The following is a 15363-nucleotide window of genomic DNA, read 5'->3' as shown; positions in this document are numbered from 1 at the left end:
CCGTCGCGCGCCCGGCGTGCGCTCAACCCGCGGGCGCGCCGTGCACGTCGTCGTCCTCGATGTCCGGCTCGAAGAAGCTCCAGCGCACCTCGGGGAACTCGCTCTGCATCGCGAACTCGACCACGTTGATCTGCTTGAGCAGCACCATCGCGTCGCGCGCTTCGTGCATCCGCGCCTTCACAGACACCATCACGTCGTTGCCCAACTGCAGGGTGATCAGGTTGTACACGTGCGCGACCTCCGGCCGCGCTTCGAACCAGGCCCGCATTTCCCGCTGCCGCACGGGATGCACGCCCTGCCCGATCAGCATGGCCTTGACCTCGATCGCCACGAACACCGCCACCACGATCAGCAGCGCGCCGATGGCGATCGTGCCGATCGCATCCCACACCGGGTTGCCGGTGGCCACGGCCAGCAGCACTGCGCCCAGCGCGAAGACCAGGCCCAGCAGCGCGGCGAAGTCCTCGCCGAAGATCACCACCAGCTCGGCCTGGCGGCTGCCGCGGAACCATTGCCACAGGCCGCGATCGCCGCGCGCCTTGTTCACTTCCTGCATGCAGGTGCGCATCGAGATGCCCTCGGCGACGATGCCGAACACCAGCACGCCTACCGCCCACCACCACTGCCGCAAGGGCTCGGGATGCTGCAGTTTGTGGATGCCCTCGTAGAGCGAGAACATGCCGCCGACGGTGAACAGCATCACCGCCACCAGGAATGACCAGAAGTAGATCGCCTTGCCATAGCCCAGCGGATAATCGGGCGAGGGCGGGCGCTTGGACTGCTTCATGCCCAGCAGCAGCAACAGCTGGTTGCCGCAGTCGGCGAGCGAATGCACGGTTTCGGCCAGCATCGCGCTGGAACCGGTGAAGAACGCCGCTGCGCCCTTGGCGCAGGCGATCGCGAAATTGGCGCCGAGCGCGAAGAAGATTGCGCGAGTGGAATCGCCGCTACCGGCCATCGAGGGACTCCGTGTCGTGGGATCAACGATGGTGAGCGTTCGCCACGCGATGCGCAACGCGTGTCCAACACCCCCTCTTCACGGCATCTAGGTTTCTTTAACGCGATGGATGCGATCTTTCCCACATGAGTACCCGCAACCGCCTTCCCCCGTGGCATGAGCGGATTCGCCTGGCCAACGGTCGCGAAATCCTGATCCGTCCAATCCGTGCCGACGATGCCGAGCCGCTGCGCGCGTCGTTTGCGCTGCTGCAGCCCGAGGAAGTGCGCCAGCGCTTCCTTCACGTCGTCAAGGAGCTGGGTCCGGAGACGGTCCGGCGCCTGACCCAGCCGCAGCCCAGGACCGAATTCGCCCTGGTGGCCGCCGAACCGCTGCCGCCGGGCGAGGCGCTGGTCGGCGCGGTTGCGCGCGCGTCGATCACGCCCGGCACGCGCGATGCCGAATTCGCGATCCTGGTCAGCCGTTACGTGGGCGGCATGGGCCTGGGGCGGCACCTGATGCGCCGGCTGGTGCGCTGGGCCAAGGGGAAGAGGCTCGATCGCCTGTACGGCGACGTGCTGGAAAGCAACCAGCCGATGCTGGCGCTGCTGCACTCGCTGGGGTTTCGCCGCGAAGCCTCGGAAACGCGGGGCCTGCTGCGGGTAACGCTCGACCTGGCGCCCGCAGTCGAAGCGCGGCGCGAAGCCGATGCGCCACGCCCGCTGGCCTAGGCTGGCAGGCGCAGCGATCCAGATCCCGTCCCTGTCCCACCGCATTCCGGTTGCCGCCCTCCCGCAACCACCCGGGGACGTGGCGCGCGCACTGGGCAACCCCTCGACAAGCGCGATGCGCTCCCCGCGGCGGGCCAGCGGCGCGGAGCCACGATGCCTGCATGGATCCGCCTGCGGCCGCCACGACGTCGACTTGGCCGGCAGCGGCTAAAATACTGATTCCTGCGCCGGGCGCATCGCGTCCGGCGCTTTCGTTGTTGCGTGCACAGATGCCCCAGACCCCAGAATCCGCCCGGTTCCCTACGCCCCCCTTGCCGGTTGCCGGCCAGCAGCGCGCCTGGTGGCGCGCGCCGGCCAGTGTCAGCGCCCTGGCCTGGTGGATCGCGGGTGCCGCCCGGGTCCACGATGGCCCGCTGCTGGCGATCGCCCGCGACAACCAGGCCGCGCACCAGCTCGAATCCGACCTGCGTACGCTGCTGGGCGTCGACGCGCCGCTGCCGGTCCTGAACTTCCCCGACTGGGAAACCCTGCCCTACGACCGCTTCAGCCCGCACCCGGAGATCGTGTCGCAGCGGCTGGCCACGCTGCACCGGCTGCCCACGCTCAAGCGCGGCATCGTGATCGTTCCGGTGCAGACCCTGATGCAGCGGCTGGCGCCGCTGTCCTACGTGGTCGGCAACACCTTTGACATGCGCGTCGGCCAGACCCTGGACCTCGACGCCGAGAAGCGCCGCCTGGAGGCGGCCGGCTACCGCAACGTGCCGCAGGTCTTCGATCCGGGCGATTTCGCGGTACGAGGCGCGCTGCTGGACGTCTACCCGATGGGCGCGGACATGCCGTTCCGGGTCGAGCTGTTCGACGATGTCGTGGACACCATGCGCGGCTTCGACCCGGAGACGCAGCGCTCGCTGGACAAGGTCGAGGCGGTGCAGCTGCTGCCGGGCCGCGAGGTGCCGATGGACGAAACGGCGACCGCGCGGGCGATGGACGCGCTGCGCGAACGCTTCGACATCGATACGCGGCGCAGCGCGCTGTTCCAGGACCTGAAGTCCGGCCATGCGCCTGCCGGCATCGAATACTACCTGCCGCTGTTCTTCGAGGCCCCCCGCCAGGGGCTGCGCGCGAGCGAGCCGCACGCATCCACCGCCACGCTGTTCGACTACCTCGACGCGGCCGCGTTGCCGATGCTGGGCGAAGGCGTGCAGGAGGCGGCCGAACACTTCTGGAAGCAGACCGGCGAGCGCTACGAACAGCGCCGCCATGACATCGAGCGCCCCCTGCTGCCACCCGCCGAGCTCTACCTGGCGCCCGGCGCCCTGCGCGAACGGCTCAATGCAGGCGCCCGCATCGAGGTCTGCGGTCCGCGGCATCCGCGCCACGCGCAGGCCGCGGCGCTCGGCGACCAGCCGGCGCCGGAACTGCCGCTGGTGGTGAAGGATGCGCCGCCGGCGGCTGCGCTGAAGTCGTTCCTGGCGACCTATCCCGGACGCGTGCTGATCGCCGCGGACACCGCCGGGCGCCGCGAGGCGCTGATCGAGGTGCTGCAGGCGGCCGATATTCGCCCGAACGTGCTGCCGTCGTTCCAGGACTTCCTCGCCGGCCAGGGGCATCGCGGCGGCGGCGCACCGACGCTTGCCATCGATCCGTCCGCGCAGCGCGCGGGCAGCGCGCACATCGCCGTCGCCCCGCTGGACGACGGTTTCGCGCTGGACAAGGACGCCGGCGGCGGCGTTCCGTTCGCCATCCTCACCGAACGCCAGCTGTTCCCGGAGCGTGCGGCGCAGCCAAGGCGGCGCAAGCGGGCCGGTCGCGAACCCGAAGCGATCATCCGCGACCTCGGCGAGCTGAGCGAAGGCGCGCCGATCGTGCACGAGGACCACGGCGTCGGCCGCTATCGCGGCCTGGTGACGCTCGCGGCCGGCGGCCAGCCGGGCGAATACCTCGAGATCGAGTACGCCAAGGGCGATCGGCTGTACGTGCCGGTCGCGCAGCTGCACCTGGTGAGCCGCTATTCCGGCGCGTCTGCCGAGACGGCGCCGCTGCATTCGCTCGGCGGCGAGCAGTGGACCAAGGCGAAGCGGAAAGCGGCGGAAAAGGTCCGCGACGTCGCCGCCGAACTGCTCGAGATCCAGGCCAAGCGCCAGGCCCGCGCGGGCCTGGCGGTCGACGTCGACCGGGCGATGTACGAACCGTTCGCCGCCGCCTTCCCGTTCGAAGAGACACCCGACCAGCACAGCGCGATCGAGGCGGTGATCCGCGACCTCGCAAGCTCCCAGCCGATGGACAGGGTGGTCTGCGGGGATGTCGGCTTCGGCAAGACCGAGGTCGCGGTGCGCGCAGCGTTCGTCGCCGCGACCGCCGGCCGGCAGGTCGCGGTACTGGTGCCGACCACGCTGCTGGCCGAGCAGCACTACCGCACCATGGCCGACCGTTTTGCCGACTGGCCGATCCGGGTCGAGGTGCTGTCGCGCTTCAAGAGCAGCAAGGAAATCAAGGCCGAACTGGAGAAGCTCGCCGAGGGCAAGATCGACGTCATCGTCGGCACCCACCGGCTGCTGCAGCCGGACGTGAAGTTCAAGGACCTGGGCCTCGTGATCGTCGACGAGGAACAGCGATTCGGCGTGCGCCAGAAGGAGGCGCTCAAGGCGCTGCGCGCGAACGTGCACCTGCTGACCCTCACCGCGACGCCGATCCCGCGCACGCTCAACATGGCGATGGCCGGGCTGCGCGACCTCGCCATCATCGCCACTCCCCCGGCGCACCGGCTGGCGGTGCAGACCTTCGTGGTGCCGTGGGACGACGCGCAGCTGCGCGAGGCATTCGAACGCGAACTGGCGCGCGGCGGCCAGGTGTACTTCCTGCACAACGACGTCGAGAGCATCGGCCGCATGCAGCGCGACCTGCAGGAACTGGTACCGGAGGCGCGCATCGGCATCGCCCACGGCCAGATGCCCGAGCGCGAGCTGGAAAAGGTGATGCTCGACTTCCACAAGCAGCGCTTCAACGTTCTGCTGTGCTCGACCATCATCGAGTCCGGCATCGACATCCCCAATGCCAACACCATCATCATCAACCGCGCCGACAAGTTCGGCCTGGCGCAGCTGCACCAGCTGCGCGGCCGCGTGGGACGCTCGCACCATCGCGCGTACGCCTACCTGGTGATCCCGGACAAGCGCTCGATCACCAGCGACGCGCGCAAGCGGCTCGATGCGATCGCGGCGATGGACGAGCTGGGCGCCGGCTTCACCCTGGCCACCCACGACCTGGAAATCCGCGGCGCCGGCGAACTGCTGGGCGAGGACCAGAGCGGGCAGATGGCCGAGGTCGGCTTCAGCCTCTACACCGAACTGCTCGAGCGCGCGGTGCGCAGCATCAAGCGCGGCGAACTGCCGGACGTCGACGGGTCGCACGCACACGGGGCCGAGGTGCTGATGAACGTGCCGGCCCTGATCCCGGACGACTACCTGCCCGACGTGCACGCGCGCCTGACGCTGTACAAGCGGATCAGCTCGGCGCGCGGCGCCGAGGATCTGCGCGAACTGCAGGTGGAAATGATCGACCGCTTCGGCCTGCTGCCCGATCCGGTGAAGCACCTGTTCGCGACCGCGGAACTGAAATTGCAGGCCGACGCCTTGGGCATCCGCAAGCTCGACCTGGGCCCCAAGGGCGGGCGCCTGCAGTTCGTCGAGAAGCCCGATGTCGACCCGATGTCGATCATCCGCCTGATCCAGGGCCAGCCGAAGCACTACCGGATGGACGGGCCGGACAAGCTGCGCATCACCCTCGACCTGCCCGATGCGGCCAATCGCTTCAATGCCGCGCGCGGCTTGTTGACCGCGCTGCGGCCGGATCAGGCCGCGTAGTTCCAGAGACGCGCTGAAGCCTTGCAGGAGCGGCTCCAGCCGCGAGCTCCGTGCAGCATTGACTGCAACTACGAGCTCGCGGCCGAAGCCGCTCGTGCAAACGTCCGATCGCGCACGCAGCCCATCGGCTAGAATTGCCGCGTTTGCCCCGCCCGGAGCCCCCAATGTCGTCACCCCTCGCCTATCGCCGCATCCTGCTCAAACTGTCCGGCGAAGCCCTCATGGGCGATGAGGATTACGGCATCGACCCGAAGGTGATCGGCCGGCTGGCGCGCGAGGTGATCGAAGCGCAGCAGGCGGGGGCCGAGATCGGCGTGGTGATCGGCGGCGGCAACATCTTCCGCGGCGCCGGCCTGGCGGCCGGCGGCATGGACCGGGTCACCGGCGACCAGATGGGCATGCTCGCCACGGTGATCAACGCGCTGGCGATGCAGGACGCACTGGAGAAGCTCGGCGCGCGGGTGCGGGTGATGAGCGCGATCAAGATCAACGACGTGTGCGAGGACTACATCCGCCGCCGCGCCATCCGCCACCTGGAAAAGGGTCGGATCGCGATCTTTGCCGCCGGCACCGGCAATCCGTTCTTCACCACCGACTCGGGCGCGGCGCTGCGTGCGATCGAGATCGGCGCCGACCTGCTGCTCAAGGCCACCAAGGTCGACGGCGTCTACGACTCCGACCCGAAGAAGAATCCGGACGCCAAGCGATTCGACACGCTGGGCTACGACGAGGTCATCTCCCGCAACCTCAACGTGATGGATACCGCCGCCTTCGCCCTGGCGCGCGACAGCAGCCTGCCGCTGCGCATCTTCGACATGAGCCAGCCCGGCGTGCTGCTGCGCATCCTGCGCGGCGAGGAGATCGGGACGCTGGTGAAGTAAGGCATGTTCTTCGGCTGTTCGCACTTGTGGGAGCGGCTTCAGTCGCGTGCTTCCAGCTTGCCGGACCAGTCGGACCAGGAGTTAGCGGCTGAAGCCGCTCCCAAGAGAGCGGATCACCGCCTCCTGGAATAGTGTCCGCCCTCCGCCGATGGCAGCATGCCGCCCCATGCACGGCCACTCCCACGCCCACGCGCACGGCTCGTCGACCCGCGCATTCGCGGCGATCACGCTGATCAACCTTGCCTACACGGCGCTGGAAGCCGGGTACGGCTTCGCCACCGACTCGCTGGCGCTGCTGTCGGACGCGCTGCACAACTTCGGCGACGTGCTCGGCCTCGGCCTGGCCTGGGGAGCCGCGGCGCTGGCCAGGCGCCGGCCAACCGAGCGCCACACCTACGGCTGGCGTCGCGCCACGCTGCTGTCGCCGCTGGCCAATGCCACGCTCTTGATCGCGTTCTCGGGCGCCCTGACCTGGGAGGCGGTGCGCCGCCTCGGCGCGCCGCCGCAGATCCCGGGGATGCCGGTGATCGTGGTCGCCGCGATCGGCATCGTCGTCAACCTGGGCGCAGCCTGGTTCGTGCGCGACGGCCACGCCAACGACCTCAACCGCCGCGGCGCCTTCCTGCACCTGGTGGCCGATGCGGCGGTGTCGCTGGCCGCCGTGCTGGCCGGCGTCGGCATGCTTACGCTGGGCTGGTCCTGGCTCGACCCGGTGACCGCGCTGCTGGTGGGCGTGGTGGTCGCGGCAGGCGCCTTCGCGCTGCTGCGCGACAGCTTCAACGCGACGATGGATGCGGTGCCCGACAGCGTCGACCGCGCCGCAGTGCAGGCCTTCCTGGCCGCGCAGCCCGGGGTATCGGCGGTCCACCACCTGCACATCTGGGCGCTGGGCTCCGACGAAATCGCGATGACCGCGCACCTGGTCCGCGGCGACAGCGACGGCCACGACGCATTCCTCGCCGGCGTCGTGCACGCGTTGGACCAGCGCTTCGGCATCCAGCATCCGACGCTGCAGATCGAACACGGCGCGACCTGCCGCCAGGATGCGCACGGGGACGCTGTGCAGCATCACCACTGACGGCCGGCGGTCCGCGATCTTGCGGGATCTTCCGGAGCGGGTTCAGGGAGCTTTTGGCATGCGGGCCGGAGAAAGGGCTCGCGGCTGAAGCCGCTCCTACATGAAGTATTCCAGCGGAAATCCGGCCCTCATGGCCGGGTGTTCGGCAGCGCACGAACCGGCCGGTTTGCCACGCTGCAGGCCGGGACTCCGCTCCCGCCATCCTTGGCGCAACAACGTTGGCTCCGGGTCGCCCGGCCCGGCCATCCATGGCCAGGCGCTCAGCGGCGCACGAACCTGCTCGGTTCGTGAGCGCGCCGCTTCGCCCTATAATCCCGGGATTAAGCACTCGACCGGAGCCGGGCATGATCGACGACATCAAGAAGGATGCGCAGACGCGCATGCAGAAGAGCGTGGAAGCGCTGCGCCACGACCTGACCAAGGTCCGCACCGGCCGTGCGTCCACCGCCCTGGTCGACCACCTGAAGGTCAACTATTACGGCTCGGACATGCCCCTGACCCAGGTGGCCAGCGTCACCGTCGCCGACGCGCGCTCGCTGGTCATCACCCCGTGGGAGAAGCAGATGGTGGCCCCGGTCGAAAAGGCGATCCTGGCCTCCGACCTCGGGCTGAACCCGACCACGGCCGGCACCGTCATCCGTATCAACCTGCCTGCCCTCACCGAGGAGCGCCGCAAGGAACTGTCCAAGCTGGTCCACAACGAAGGCGAGAACACCAAGATCGCGGTGCGCAACATCCGCCGCGACGCGATCCAGCAGATCAAGGACCTGCTCAAGGAAAAGCAGATCTCCGAAGACGACGAGCGCCGCGGCGGCGACGATATCCAGAAGATCACCGACCAGGGCATCAAGGATGTCGACGAAGTCGTCAAGGCCAAGGAACAGGAATTGATGGCGGTATGAGGAGCCGGGATCCGGGGTTCGGGAGCGGACATTCGGAACTGCGAACGCGACCGGTCTCCCCGGGTCGCGCCGGCACCGGTTTTCTTCCGTCCAGCCCGATCCCCGATTCCGGATGCGGAACCCGGGCCAGCGGCCAATGACCATTCCCCGGCACCTGGCCGTCATCATGGACGGCAACGGCCGCTGGGCGGCGCGGCGCAGGCGGCCGCGCATCATCGGCCACCGCGCCGGTGCGCGCGCGGTGAACCTGTGTATCGACTTCTGCCTCGAACGCGGCATCGCGGCCCTGACCCTGTTCGCCTTTTCCAGCGAGAACTGGGGCCGGCCGGAAGAGGAAGTCGGCGCGCTGATGAAGCTGTTCCTCAATGCGCTCGAACGCGAAGTGGTGGAACTGCACCGCCGCGGCGTGCGCGTGCGCTTCATCGGCGAGCGCGGGCGCTTCGGCGCGCAGATCCGCGAGCGCATGCAGGCCGCCGAGGCGCAGACCGCCGGCAACACGCGCTTGGCGCTGAACATCGCCGCGAGCTACGGCGGACGCCAGGACATCGCCGCGGCGGCGCGTTCGCTGGCGCATGATGTCGCCGAAGGCCGGATCCAGCCCGACGACATCGACGAGGCCCTGTTCGCCTCCCGCGTGGCCCTGGCCGACCTGCCGCCACCGGACCTGTTCATCCGCACCGGCGGCGACACCCGCATCAGCAACTTCCTGCTGTGGCAGCTCGCCTATACCGAGCTGTGGTTCACCGATACCCTGTGGCCGGAGCTCGACGCCGCCACCCTGTCGCTCGCGCTCGACGATTTTGCCCGGCGCGAGCGCCGTTTCGGCCTGACCGGCGACCAGGTCGCCGACCTGGAGACTTCCGCATGACCCGCACCCGAGTGATCGCCGCCCTGCTGATGGCGCCGCTGGCGATCCTGGCGATCCTGTTCCTGCCCACGCCCTGGATGGCGGCGCTGGCCGCGGTGGTGTTCCTGGCGGGTCTGTGGGAGTGGCTGAAGCTGGCCGAGGTCGACGACACCCTGCACCGCACGATCCTGCTGCTGCTGAACCTGCTGGTGATGGTGCTGATGGTGTGGGCGGCGCAAGGCTCGTTCGTGCTGCTGCAGATCATCGCGGTGATCGGCGTGGGCTGGTGGCTGCTGGCGCTGCTGTGGCTGCGCTTCTACGAATTCGCGTCCGACCACGACACCCACGCCCGCGCGTTCAAGATCGCCGCGGGCACACTGGCGACGCTGTCAGCGTGGTGCGCGCTGGTGCTGATCCACGGCGGCGACCAGCCGGTGCAGGCCGACCCGGCGATGGGCCATCGCTGGCTGCTGGCGGCGCTGGCGATCGTCTGGGCGGCCGACTCGGGCGCCTATTTCGCCGGCCGGCGCTTCGGCGGCAAATTGTTCAAAGGCCGCAAGCTGGCGCCTCGGATCAGCCCGAACAAGACCATGGAAGGCCTGCTGGGCGGCGTGGTCGCAGGTGTCGCCACCGGGGTGGGATTCGGCTGGCTTGCCGGCGCCGGGGCCTCGCAGCTGCCGGCGGTGGCGCTGGTGGCGGTGGCCACGGTGATGTTTTCGGTGGTCGGCGACCTGTTCGAGAGCCTGCTCAAGCGCCACGTCGGCGCCAAGGACTCGGGCAACGTGATCCCCGGCCACGGCGGGGTCCTCGACCGCCTCGACGGCGTGCTCGCGGCTTTGCCGGTGTTCCTGCTCGGCAAGGAACTGTTCGGCTTCTGACATGCCGGCTTCCGCCATCCAATCCGTCGCCGTCCTGGGCGCCACCGGCTCGATCGGCACGTCCGCGCTGGACGTGGTCGCGCGCCATCCGGACCGGCTGCGCGCCTCGGTGCTGGCCGCCGGCCGCAATGTCGGCGCCCTGCTCGACCTGTGCCGCGCGCACCGCCCCGACCACGCGGCGATTGCCGATCCCGCCGGCTACCAGGACCTGCGCGACGGCCTCGCCGCCGCCGGCCTGGCGACCCGCGCCCACGCCGGCATGGACGCGATCACCGAGCTGGCCGCCGGGGACACCTGCCAGACCGTGGTCGCCGCCATCGTCGGCGCCGCGGGGCTGGATTCGACCCTGGCCGCGGCGCGCGCGGGCAAGCGCCTGCTGCTGGCCAACAAGGAATCACTGGTGCTCGCCGGGGAACTGTTGATGGACGCGGCGCGCGACGGCGGCGCCTGCATCGTGCCGATCGACAGCGAGCACAACGCGATCTTCCAGTGCCTGCCGGAGGCAGGGGCCAGGGACCAGGAGCCAGGAGCCGGGGAAGGCTGCGGGCGGCACGATGGGCTGCTGAGAATCATCCTCACCGCCTCCGGCGGGCCGTTCCGCGGTCGCGGGCGGACCGAGCTGGGGGACGTGACGCCGGCCCAGGCGATCGCGCATCCGAAGTGGTCAATGGGGCCGAAGATCTCGGTCGATTCGGCGACGCTGATGAACAAGGGCCTGGAAGTGATCGAGGCCCACCACCTGTTCGGCCTGCCCGGCGAGCGGATCGACGTGCTGGTGCATCCGCAGAGCCTGGTGCATTCGCTGGTGGAATTCATCGACGGCTCCACCCTGGCCCAGCTCGGCCTGCCCGACATGCGCACCGCGCTGGCGGTGGGCTTCGGCTGGCCGCAGCGGATCGAGTCCGGCGTCGCGGGGCTCGACCTGCTGGCCCACGGGCGACTCGACTTCGAGGCCCCGGACACCGATGCCTTTCCGTGCCTGCGCCTGGCATACGCGGCGCTGGCGGCAGGCGGCACCGCGCCGGCGACCCTCAACGCCGCCAACGAAGTGGCGGTTTCATCGTTTCTTCAGGGCCGGATCGGTTTCCTGTCGATTCCCGCGCTCGTCGAACAGACGCTCGCGGCACTGCCCACGGCGCCGGCCGCGTCGCTCGAGGCCCTGCGCGACGCGGATGCCCGGGCCCGCGACTGCGCCACCCGGCTTTCGTCCCGCATCCGCGCCAACTGACGCCGCCCGCATGACCACGCCTGCATGAGCACGCCCGCATGAGCACCCTCGTTGGATCCCTGTGGTGGTTCGTGATCAGCCTGGGCCTACTGGTCACCTTCCACGAGTTCGGCCACTACTGGGTCGCGCGCCGCAACGGCGTCAAGGTGCTGCGCTTCTCGGTCGGCTTCGGCAAGCCGCTGTGGTCGCGGCGCGGACGCGACGGGACCGAATACGTGATCGCCGCGATCCCGTTGGGCGGCTACGTCAAGATGCTCGACGAGCGCGAGGCCGATGTCGATCCGGCCGAGCTCGACCAGGCGTTCAACCGCAAGTCGGTGTGGCGCCGGATCGCGATCGTCGTTGCCGGTCCGGTCGCCAACCTGCTGTTGTCCGTGCTGCTGCTGTGGGCGATGTTCGTGGTCGGCCGTCCGGGCTACGCGCCCGTGGTCGGGCACGTCGACGGCATCGCGGAGGCCGCCGGCCTGCAGCGGGATGACACCGTGCTCGCGGTCGGCAAGCGCGTCACCCAGACCTGGGACGGGGTGCAGATGGCGCTGCTGCCGCACGCGCTCGACCGCGAGGATGTCGCGCTTCGCGTGCGCGATGCGCAGGGCCAGGAGCGCGTGCGCCAGCTGAAGCTGTCCGCCCTGCCCGCGGGCCTGGACGAGCGCAGCGTGCTGCCCGGCATCGGGCTGACCGCGCGCCAGGCGCTGCTGCCGCCGGTGGTGGGCAAGGTGCGGCCCGACACGCCGGCCTGGGGCGTGCTGGCGGAGAACGACCGCATCACGGCAATCGACGGGAGCCCGGTGCGCGCCTTCGACGACATCGGCCCGATGATCCAGGCGCTCGGTCGCCAGGGCGGCGAGGCGATGGTCGAGGTCGAGCGCGAAGGCGAGCGGCTGGCGCTGCCGGTCACCCCGCGCCTGGCGACGGAGGCAGGCCGCGGCGACTTCTGGATGCTCGGCATCGAACCGGTCCGGCGCAGCGAACTGCCGCCGAAGGACGCGGTAGAGCACTACGGCCCGCTGGCGGCGGTGCCCGCTGCGCTGCGCGAGATGCGCTACCAGACCGTGCAGTTGTTCGAAATGGTCGGCCGGGTGTTCTCCGGCCGCGTCTCGGTGCAGAACTCGGTGGCCGGGCCGATCACCATCGCCCGCGCGGCGAACGCCTACGCCCAGCAGGGCGTCGCGTGGTACCTGACGATCCTCGCGCTGCTGTCGCTGAGCCTGGGCATCCTCAACCTGCTGCCGATCCCGCTCTTGGACGGGGGTCACCTGTTGTATTACCTTATCGAGTTGGTCAAGGGCAGCCCGTTAAGCGAGCGTGCGATGGCCGCAGGGCAGTATGTCGGCCTCGCCCTGCTGGCAGGACTCATGGGTCTGGCGTTCTACAACGACATCCTGAACAACTTCGTGCGGTAGCTGTCCAACTTTGCCCCGCCTGCATTCGCGGGATGGGTGCCGACCCCCACCTGGATCCGATTTGATGACGCGTACCCCTACCCGCCGCCTGCTTGTCCTTGCCCTCGCCACGGCCGCCACCGCGCCTGCCGCCTGGGCCCAGCAGACGGTCGATCCGCAGGCCGCCTTCGGGATCACCCCCTCGTCCGCCCCAACCGCGGACCTCGCGCCGGCCGCCAGGCCGGACGCCGCCTTCACCGTCAGCGACATCCGGGTCGACGGCCTGCAGCGCATCGGCGCGGGCACCGTCTTCACCTACCTGCCGATCGAGCGCGGCGACAGCATCGACGCCTCGCGCGTCGCGCAGGCGATCCGCGCGCTGTACAAGACCGGCTTCTTCGAAGACGTGCGGATGGGCCGCCAGGGCGACATCCTGGTGGTCACCGTGGTCGAACGCCCGGCGATCAACAAGCTCACCGTGACCGGGAACAAGGACATCAAGAGCGAGGAACTGCTCAAGGGCCTGTCCGACATCGGCCTGTCCGAAGGCCAGACCTTCGACCGCCTCAGCCTGGACCGCGTCACCCAGGAACTCACCAAGCAGTACAACAATCGCGGCAAGTACAACGTCGAGATCGCGCCGACGGTCACCAAGCTCGACCGCAACCGCGTCGACGTCGCGCTGGCGATCAAGGAAGGCAAGGCGGCCAAGATCCGCCACATCAACCTGATCGGCAACGAGACGTTCGAGCAGGAAGACCTCACCGATTCCTGGGAGTCGGCCGAGAGCAACTGGCTGAGCTGGTACCGGCGCGACGACCAGTACTCGCGCGAAAAGCTCTCCGGCGACATGGAGAAGCTCAACAACTATTACCTCGACCGCGGCTACGTCGACTTCAGCGTCGACAGCACCCAGGTCGCGATCAGCCCCGACAAGCGCGACATGTTCCTGACCATGGGGCTGACCGAGGGCGAGATCTACAAGGTGTCCTCGGTGGAACTCACCGGCGATACCGTGCTGCCGAAGGAAAGCATCGAGCGCATGGTCATGGTCAAGGAGGGCCAGACGTTCTCCCGCGCGCTGCTCGAACTGACGTCCAACGCGATCGTCGCCACCCTGGGCAACATCGGCTACGCCTTCGCCCAGGTGAACCCGATCCCCGAGATCGACCGCGAGAAGCGCACCGTCGCGATCAAGCTGCAGGTCGTCCCGGGCCCGCGCGTCAACGTGCGCCGCGTCGTGTTCAAGGGCAACACCCGGACCTCGGACGAGGTCATGCGCCGCGAGATGCGCCAGTTCGAAGGCGCCTGGTATTCGCAGGTCGCGATCGACCGTTCCAAGGTGCGCCTGCAGCGCCTGGGCTTCTTCGAGCCGGGCAGCGTCGACGTCCAGACCGAACCGGTCGCCGGCACCGCGGACCAGGTCGACGTGGTGTTCAACGTCAAGGAAACCACGTCCGGCAGCTTCGTGTTCGGCCTGGGCTATTCGCAGCTGTCCGGCGTCACCACCTCGATCCAGCTGTCGCAGAACAACTTCCTGGGCAGCGGCAACCGGGTCTCGGTCGAAGCCCAGCGCAACGTCTACCTGCAGCGCTATTCGTTCTCGTTCCTCAACCCCTACTTCACCGACGGCGGCCTGTCGCTGGGCTACAACCTGTGGTGGCGCGAGTTCGACAACTCCGAGTTCAACACCGCGCAGTACTCCTCGACCAGCGCCGCCGCGCAGATGGTGCTCGGCATCCCGATCACCGAGTCGGACACGGTCAGCGCCGTGGTCGGCCTCGACCGCAACCAGATCAACACCTACCGCGGCTCGACCCCGGACAGCATCGTCGACTACATCGACGCCCTGGACGCCAGGACGTTCCATTCCTGGCGCAGCGAGCTGGCCTGGGCCCGCGACACCCGCAACGACTACCTGCAGCCGACCCGCGGCACGCTGCAGCGCGTTTCGCTGGAAACCACCCTGCCCGGCTCCACGGTGCAGTTCTACAAGCTCAACTACGAGTTCTCGAAGTACTGGCCGATCTCGCGCGCGCTGGTGCTCAACACCCGCATCGACCTGGGCTACGGCGACAGCTACGGCGCCGACGCGGTGCGCGTGTTCTGCCAGACCAATCCCGGCCAGCCGCCGACGTCGCCGTCGGGCGCACAGATGGCCGCCGCGCCGGCGGACTGCGCGCCGGGTTCGACCTACGACAAGACCCTGGTCGCCACCGGCCTGCCGTTCTTCGAAAACTTCTACGCCGGCGGCGCGCGCTCGGTGCGCGGTTTCCGCGACAACACGCTGGGCCCGCGCGAGTCCGCATCGGGCAGCACCTACCTGCAGCCGCTCGGCGGCGCGGTGAAGACGGTCGGTTCGCTGGAAATGTTCTTCCCCACCCTGTTCGACAGCCCGGCGGCGCGCATTTCCGCGTTCGTCGACTTCGGCAACGTGTTCAAGGACGTCGACAGCGTGGAGGCCAGCGAGATGCGCGTCTCCAGCGGCATCGCGCTCATGTGGCGCGCGCCGGTGGGCCCGATCTCGATCAGCTACGCGTTCCCGCTGCGCAAGGGCGACGACGACGAGCTCGAGCGCCTGCAGTTCACCTTCGGCGGCGCGTTCTGACGGCGCGCCGGGAATCGGGACGTGGTCA

Annotated in this window: 11 protein-coding genes; 10 read left to right on the top strand and 1 reads right to left on the bottom strand. The window is 69.2% G+C overall.

Annotated features, from left to right (window positions below):
• Positions 1-22: 22 nt before the first annotated feature.
• A complete protein-coding gene (locus ACFOM9_RS03550) occupies positions 23-958 on the bottom strand; it encodes a cation diffusion facilitator family transporter (RefSeq protein WP_386706233.1) in 936 nt (311 codons plus the stop codon).
• Positions 959-1083: 125 nt separating this feature from the next.
• On the opposite strand from ACFOM9_RS03550, the gene ACFOM9_RS03545 reads away from it, so the two are divergent.
• The 10 genes from ACFOM9_RS03545 (at position 1084) to bamA (ending at position 15335) form a co-directional block, all read left to right on the top strand.
• Positions 1084-1668 carry a GNAT family N-acetyltransferase gene (locus ACFOM9_RS03545; protein ID WP_386706231.1) on the top strand — a complete coding sequence of 195 codons (585 nt, stop codon included), beginning with the start codon at positions 1084-1086 and terminating at the stop codon, positions 1666-1668.
• Between the two features lie 269 nt (positions 1669-1937).
• Positions 1938-5531 carry a transcription-repair coupling factor gene (gene mfd / locus ACFOM9_RS03540; RefSeq protein WP_386706229.1) on the top strand — a complete coding sequence of 1198 codons (3594 nt, stop codon included), beginning with the start codon at positions 1938-1940 and terminating at the stop codon, positions 5529-5531.
• A 164-nt stretch (positions 5532-5695) separates the two neighbouring features.
• A complete protein-coding gene (pyrH, locus tag ACFOM9_RS03535) occupies positions 5696-6412 on the top strand; it encodes a UMP kinase (RefSeq protein WP_386706227.1) in 717 nt (238 codons plus the stop codon).
• A gap of 166 nt (positions 6413-6578) precedes the next feature.
• Positions 6579-7490 carry a cation diffusion facilitator family transporter gene (locus ACFOM9_RS03530; RefSeq protein ID WP_386706225.1) on the top strand — a complete coding sequence of 304 codons (912 nt, stop codon included), beginning with the start codon at positions 6579-6581 and terminating at the stop codon, positions 7488-7490.
• A 344-nt stretch (positions 7491-7834) separates the two neighbouring features.
• A complete protein-coding gene (frr, locus tag ACFOM9_RS03525) occupies positions 7835-8392 on the top strand; it encodes a ribosome recycling factor (RefSeq protein WP_386706223.1) in 558 nt (185 codons plus the stop codon).
• A gap of 136 nt (positions 8393-8528) precedes the next feature.
• Positions 8529-9260: a polyprenyl diphosphate synthase gene (uppS, locus tag ACFOM9_RS03520; protein WP_386706221.1), complete on the top strand. Its 732-nt coding sequence runs from the start codon at positions 8529-8531 to the stop codon at positions 9258-9260.
• The gene (locus ACFOM9_RS03515) at positions 9257-10117 is read left to right on the top strand and encodes a phosphatidate cytidylyltransferase (RefSeq protein ID WP_386706219.1); all 861 of its coding nucleotides are present in this window, start codon (positions 9257-9259) and stop codon (positions 10115-10117) included. Before uppS ends, ACFOM9_RS03515 begins: the two co-directional genes overlap by 4 nt.
• A gap of 1 nt (position 10118) precedes the next feature.
• Positions 10119-11345: a 1-deoxy-D-xylulose-5-phosphate reductoisomerase gene (locus tag ACFOM9_RS03510; protein ID WP_386706217.1), complete on the top strand. Its 1227-nt coding sequence runs from the start codon at positions 10119-10121 to the stop codon at positions 11343-11345.
• A 38-nt stretch (positions 11346-11383) separates the two neighbouring features.
• The gene (rseP, locus tag ACFOM9_RS03505) at positions 11384-12748 is read left to right on the top strand and encodes an RIP metalloprotease RseP (RefSeq protein ID WP_386706215.1); all 1365 of its coding nucleotides are present in this window, start codon (positions 11384-11386) and stop codon (positions 12746-12748) included.
• A gap of 64 nt (positions 12749-12812) precedes the next feature.
• Entirely contained in the window at positions 12813-15335 is a 2523-nt protein-coding gene (bamA, locus tag ACFOM9_RS03500; protein WP_386706213.1) for an outer membrane protein assembly factor BamA, read from the top strand.
• Positions 15336-15363: the final 28 nt, after the last annotated feature.

It is taken from the genome of Luteimonas notoginsengisoli (genome assembly GCF_042648885.1).
Lineage (GTDB): Bacteria > Pseudomonadota > Gammaproteobacteria > Xanthomonadales > Xanthomonadaceae > Luteimonas > Luteimonas notoginsengisoli.
Note: the sequence above shows the minus strand (reverse complement) of the source record. Positions and strands in the feature narration are given on the sequence as shown.

Coding starts and splice junctions, on each gene's coding strand:
- ACFOM9_RS03550 (WP_386706233.1), bottom strand. CDS start 958: ATGGCCGGTAGCGGCGATTCCACTCGCGCAATCTTCTTCGCGCTCGGC.
- ACFOM9_RS03545 (WP_386706231.1), top strand. CDS start 1,084: ATGAGTACCCGCAACCGCCTTCCCCCGTGGCATGAGCGGATTCGCCTG.
- mfd (WP_386706229.1), top strand. CDS start 1,938: ATGCCCCAGACCCCAGAATCCGCCCGGTTCCCTACGCCCCCCTTGCCG.
- pyrH (WP_386706227.1), top strand. CDS start 5,696: ATGTCGTCACCCCTCGCCTATCGCCGCATCCTGCTCAAACTGTCCGGC.
- ACFOM9_RS03530 (WP_386706225.1), top strand. CDS start 6,579: ATGCACGGCCACTCCCACGCCCACGCGCACGGCTCGTCGACCCGCGCA.
- frr (WP_386706223.1), top strand. CDS start 7,835: ATGATCGACGACATCAAGAAGGATGCGCAGACGCGCATGCAGAAGAGC.
- uppS (WP_386706221.1), top strand. CDS start 8,529: ATGACCATTCCCCGGCACCTGGCCGTCATCATGGACGGCAACGGCCGC.
- ACFOM9_RS03515 (WP_386706219.1), top strand. CDS start 9,257: ATGACCCGCACCCGAGTGATCGCCGCCCTGCTGATGGCGCCGCTGGCG.
- ACFOM9_RS03510 (WP_386706217.1), top strand. CDS start 10,119: ATGCCGGCTTCCGCCATCCAATCCGTCGCCGTCCTGGGCGCCACCGGC.
- rseP (WP_386706215.1), top strand. CDS start 11,384: ATGAGCACCCTCGTTGGATCCCTGTGGTGGTTCGTGATCAGCCTGGGC.
- bamA (WP_386706213.1), top strand. CDS start 12,813: ATGACGCGTACCCCTACCCGCCGCCTGCTTGTCCTTGCCCTCGCCACG.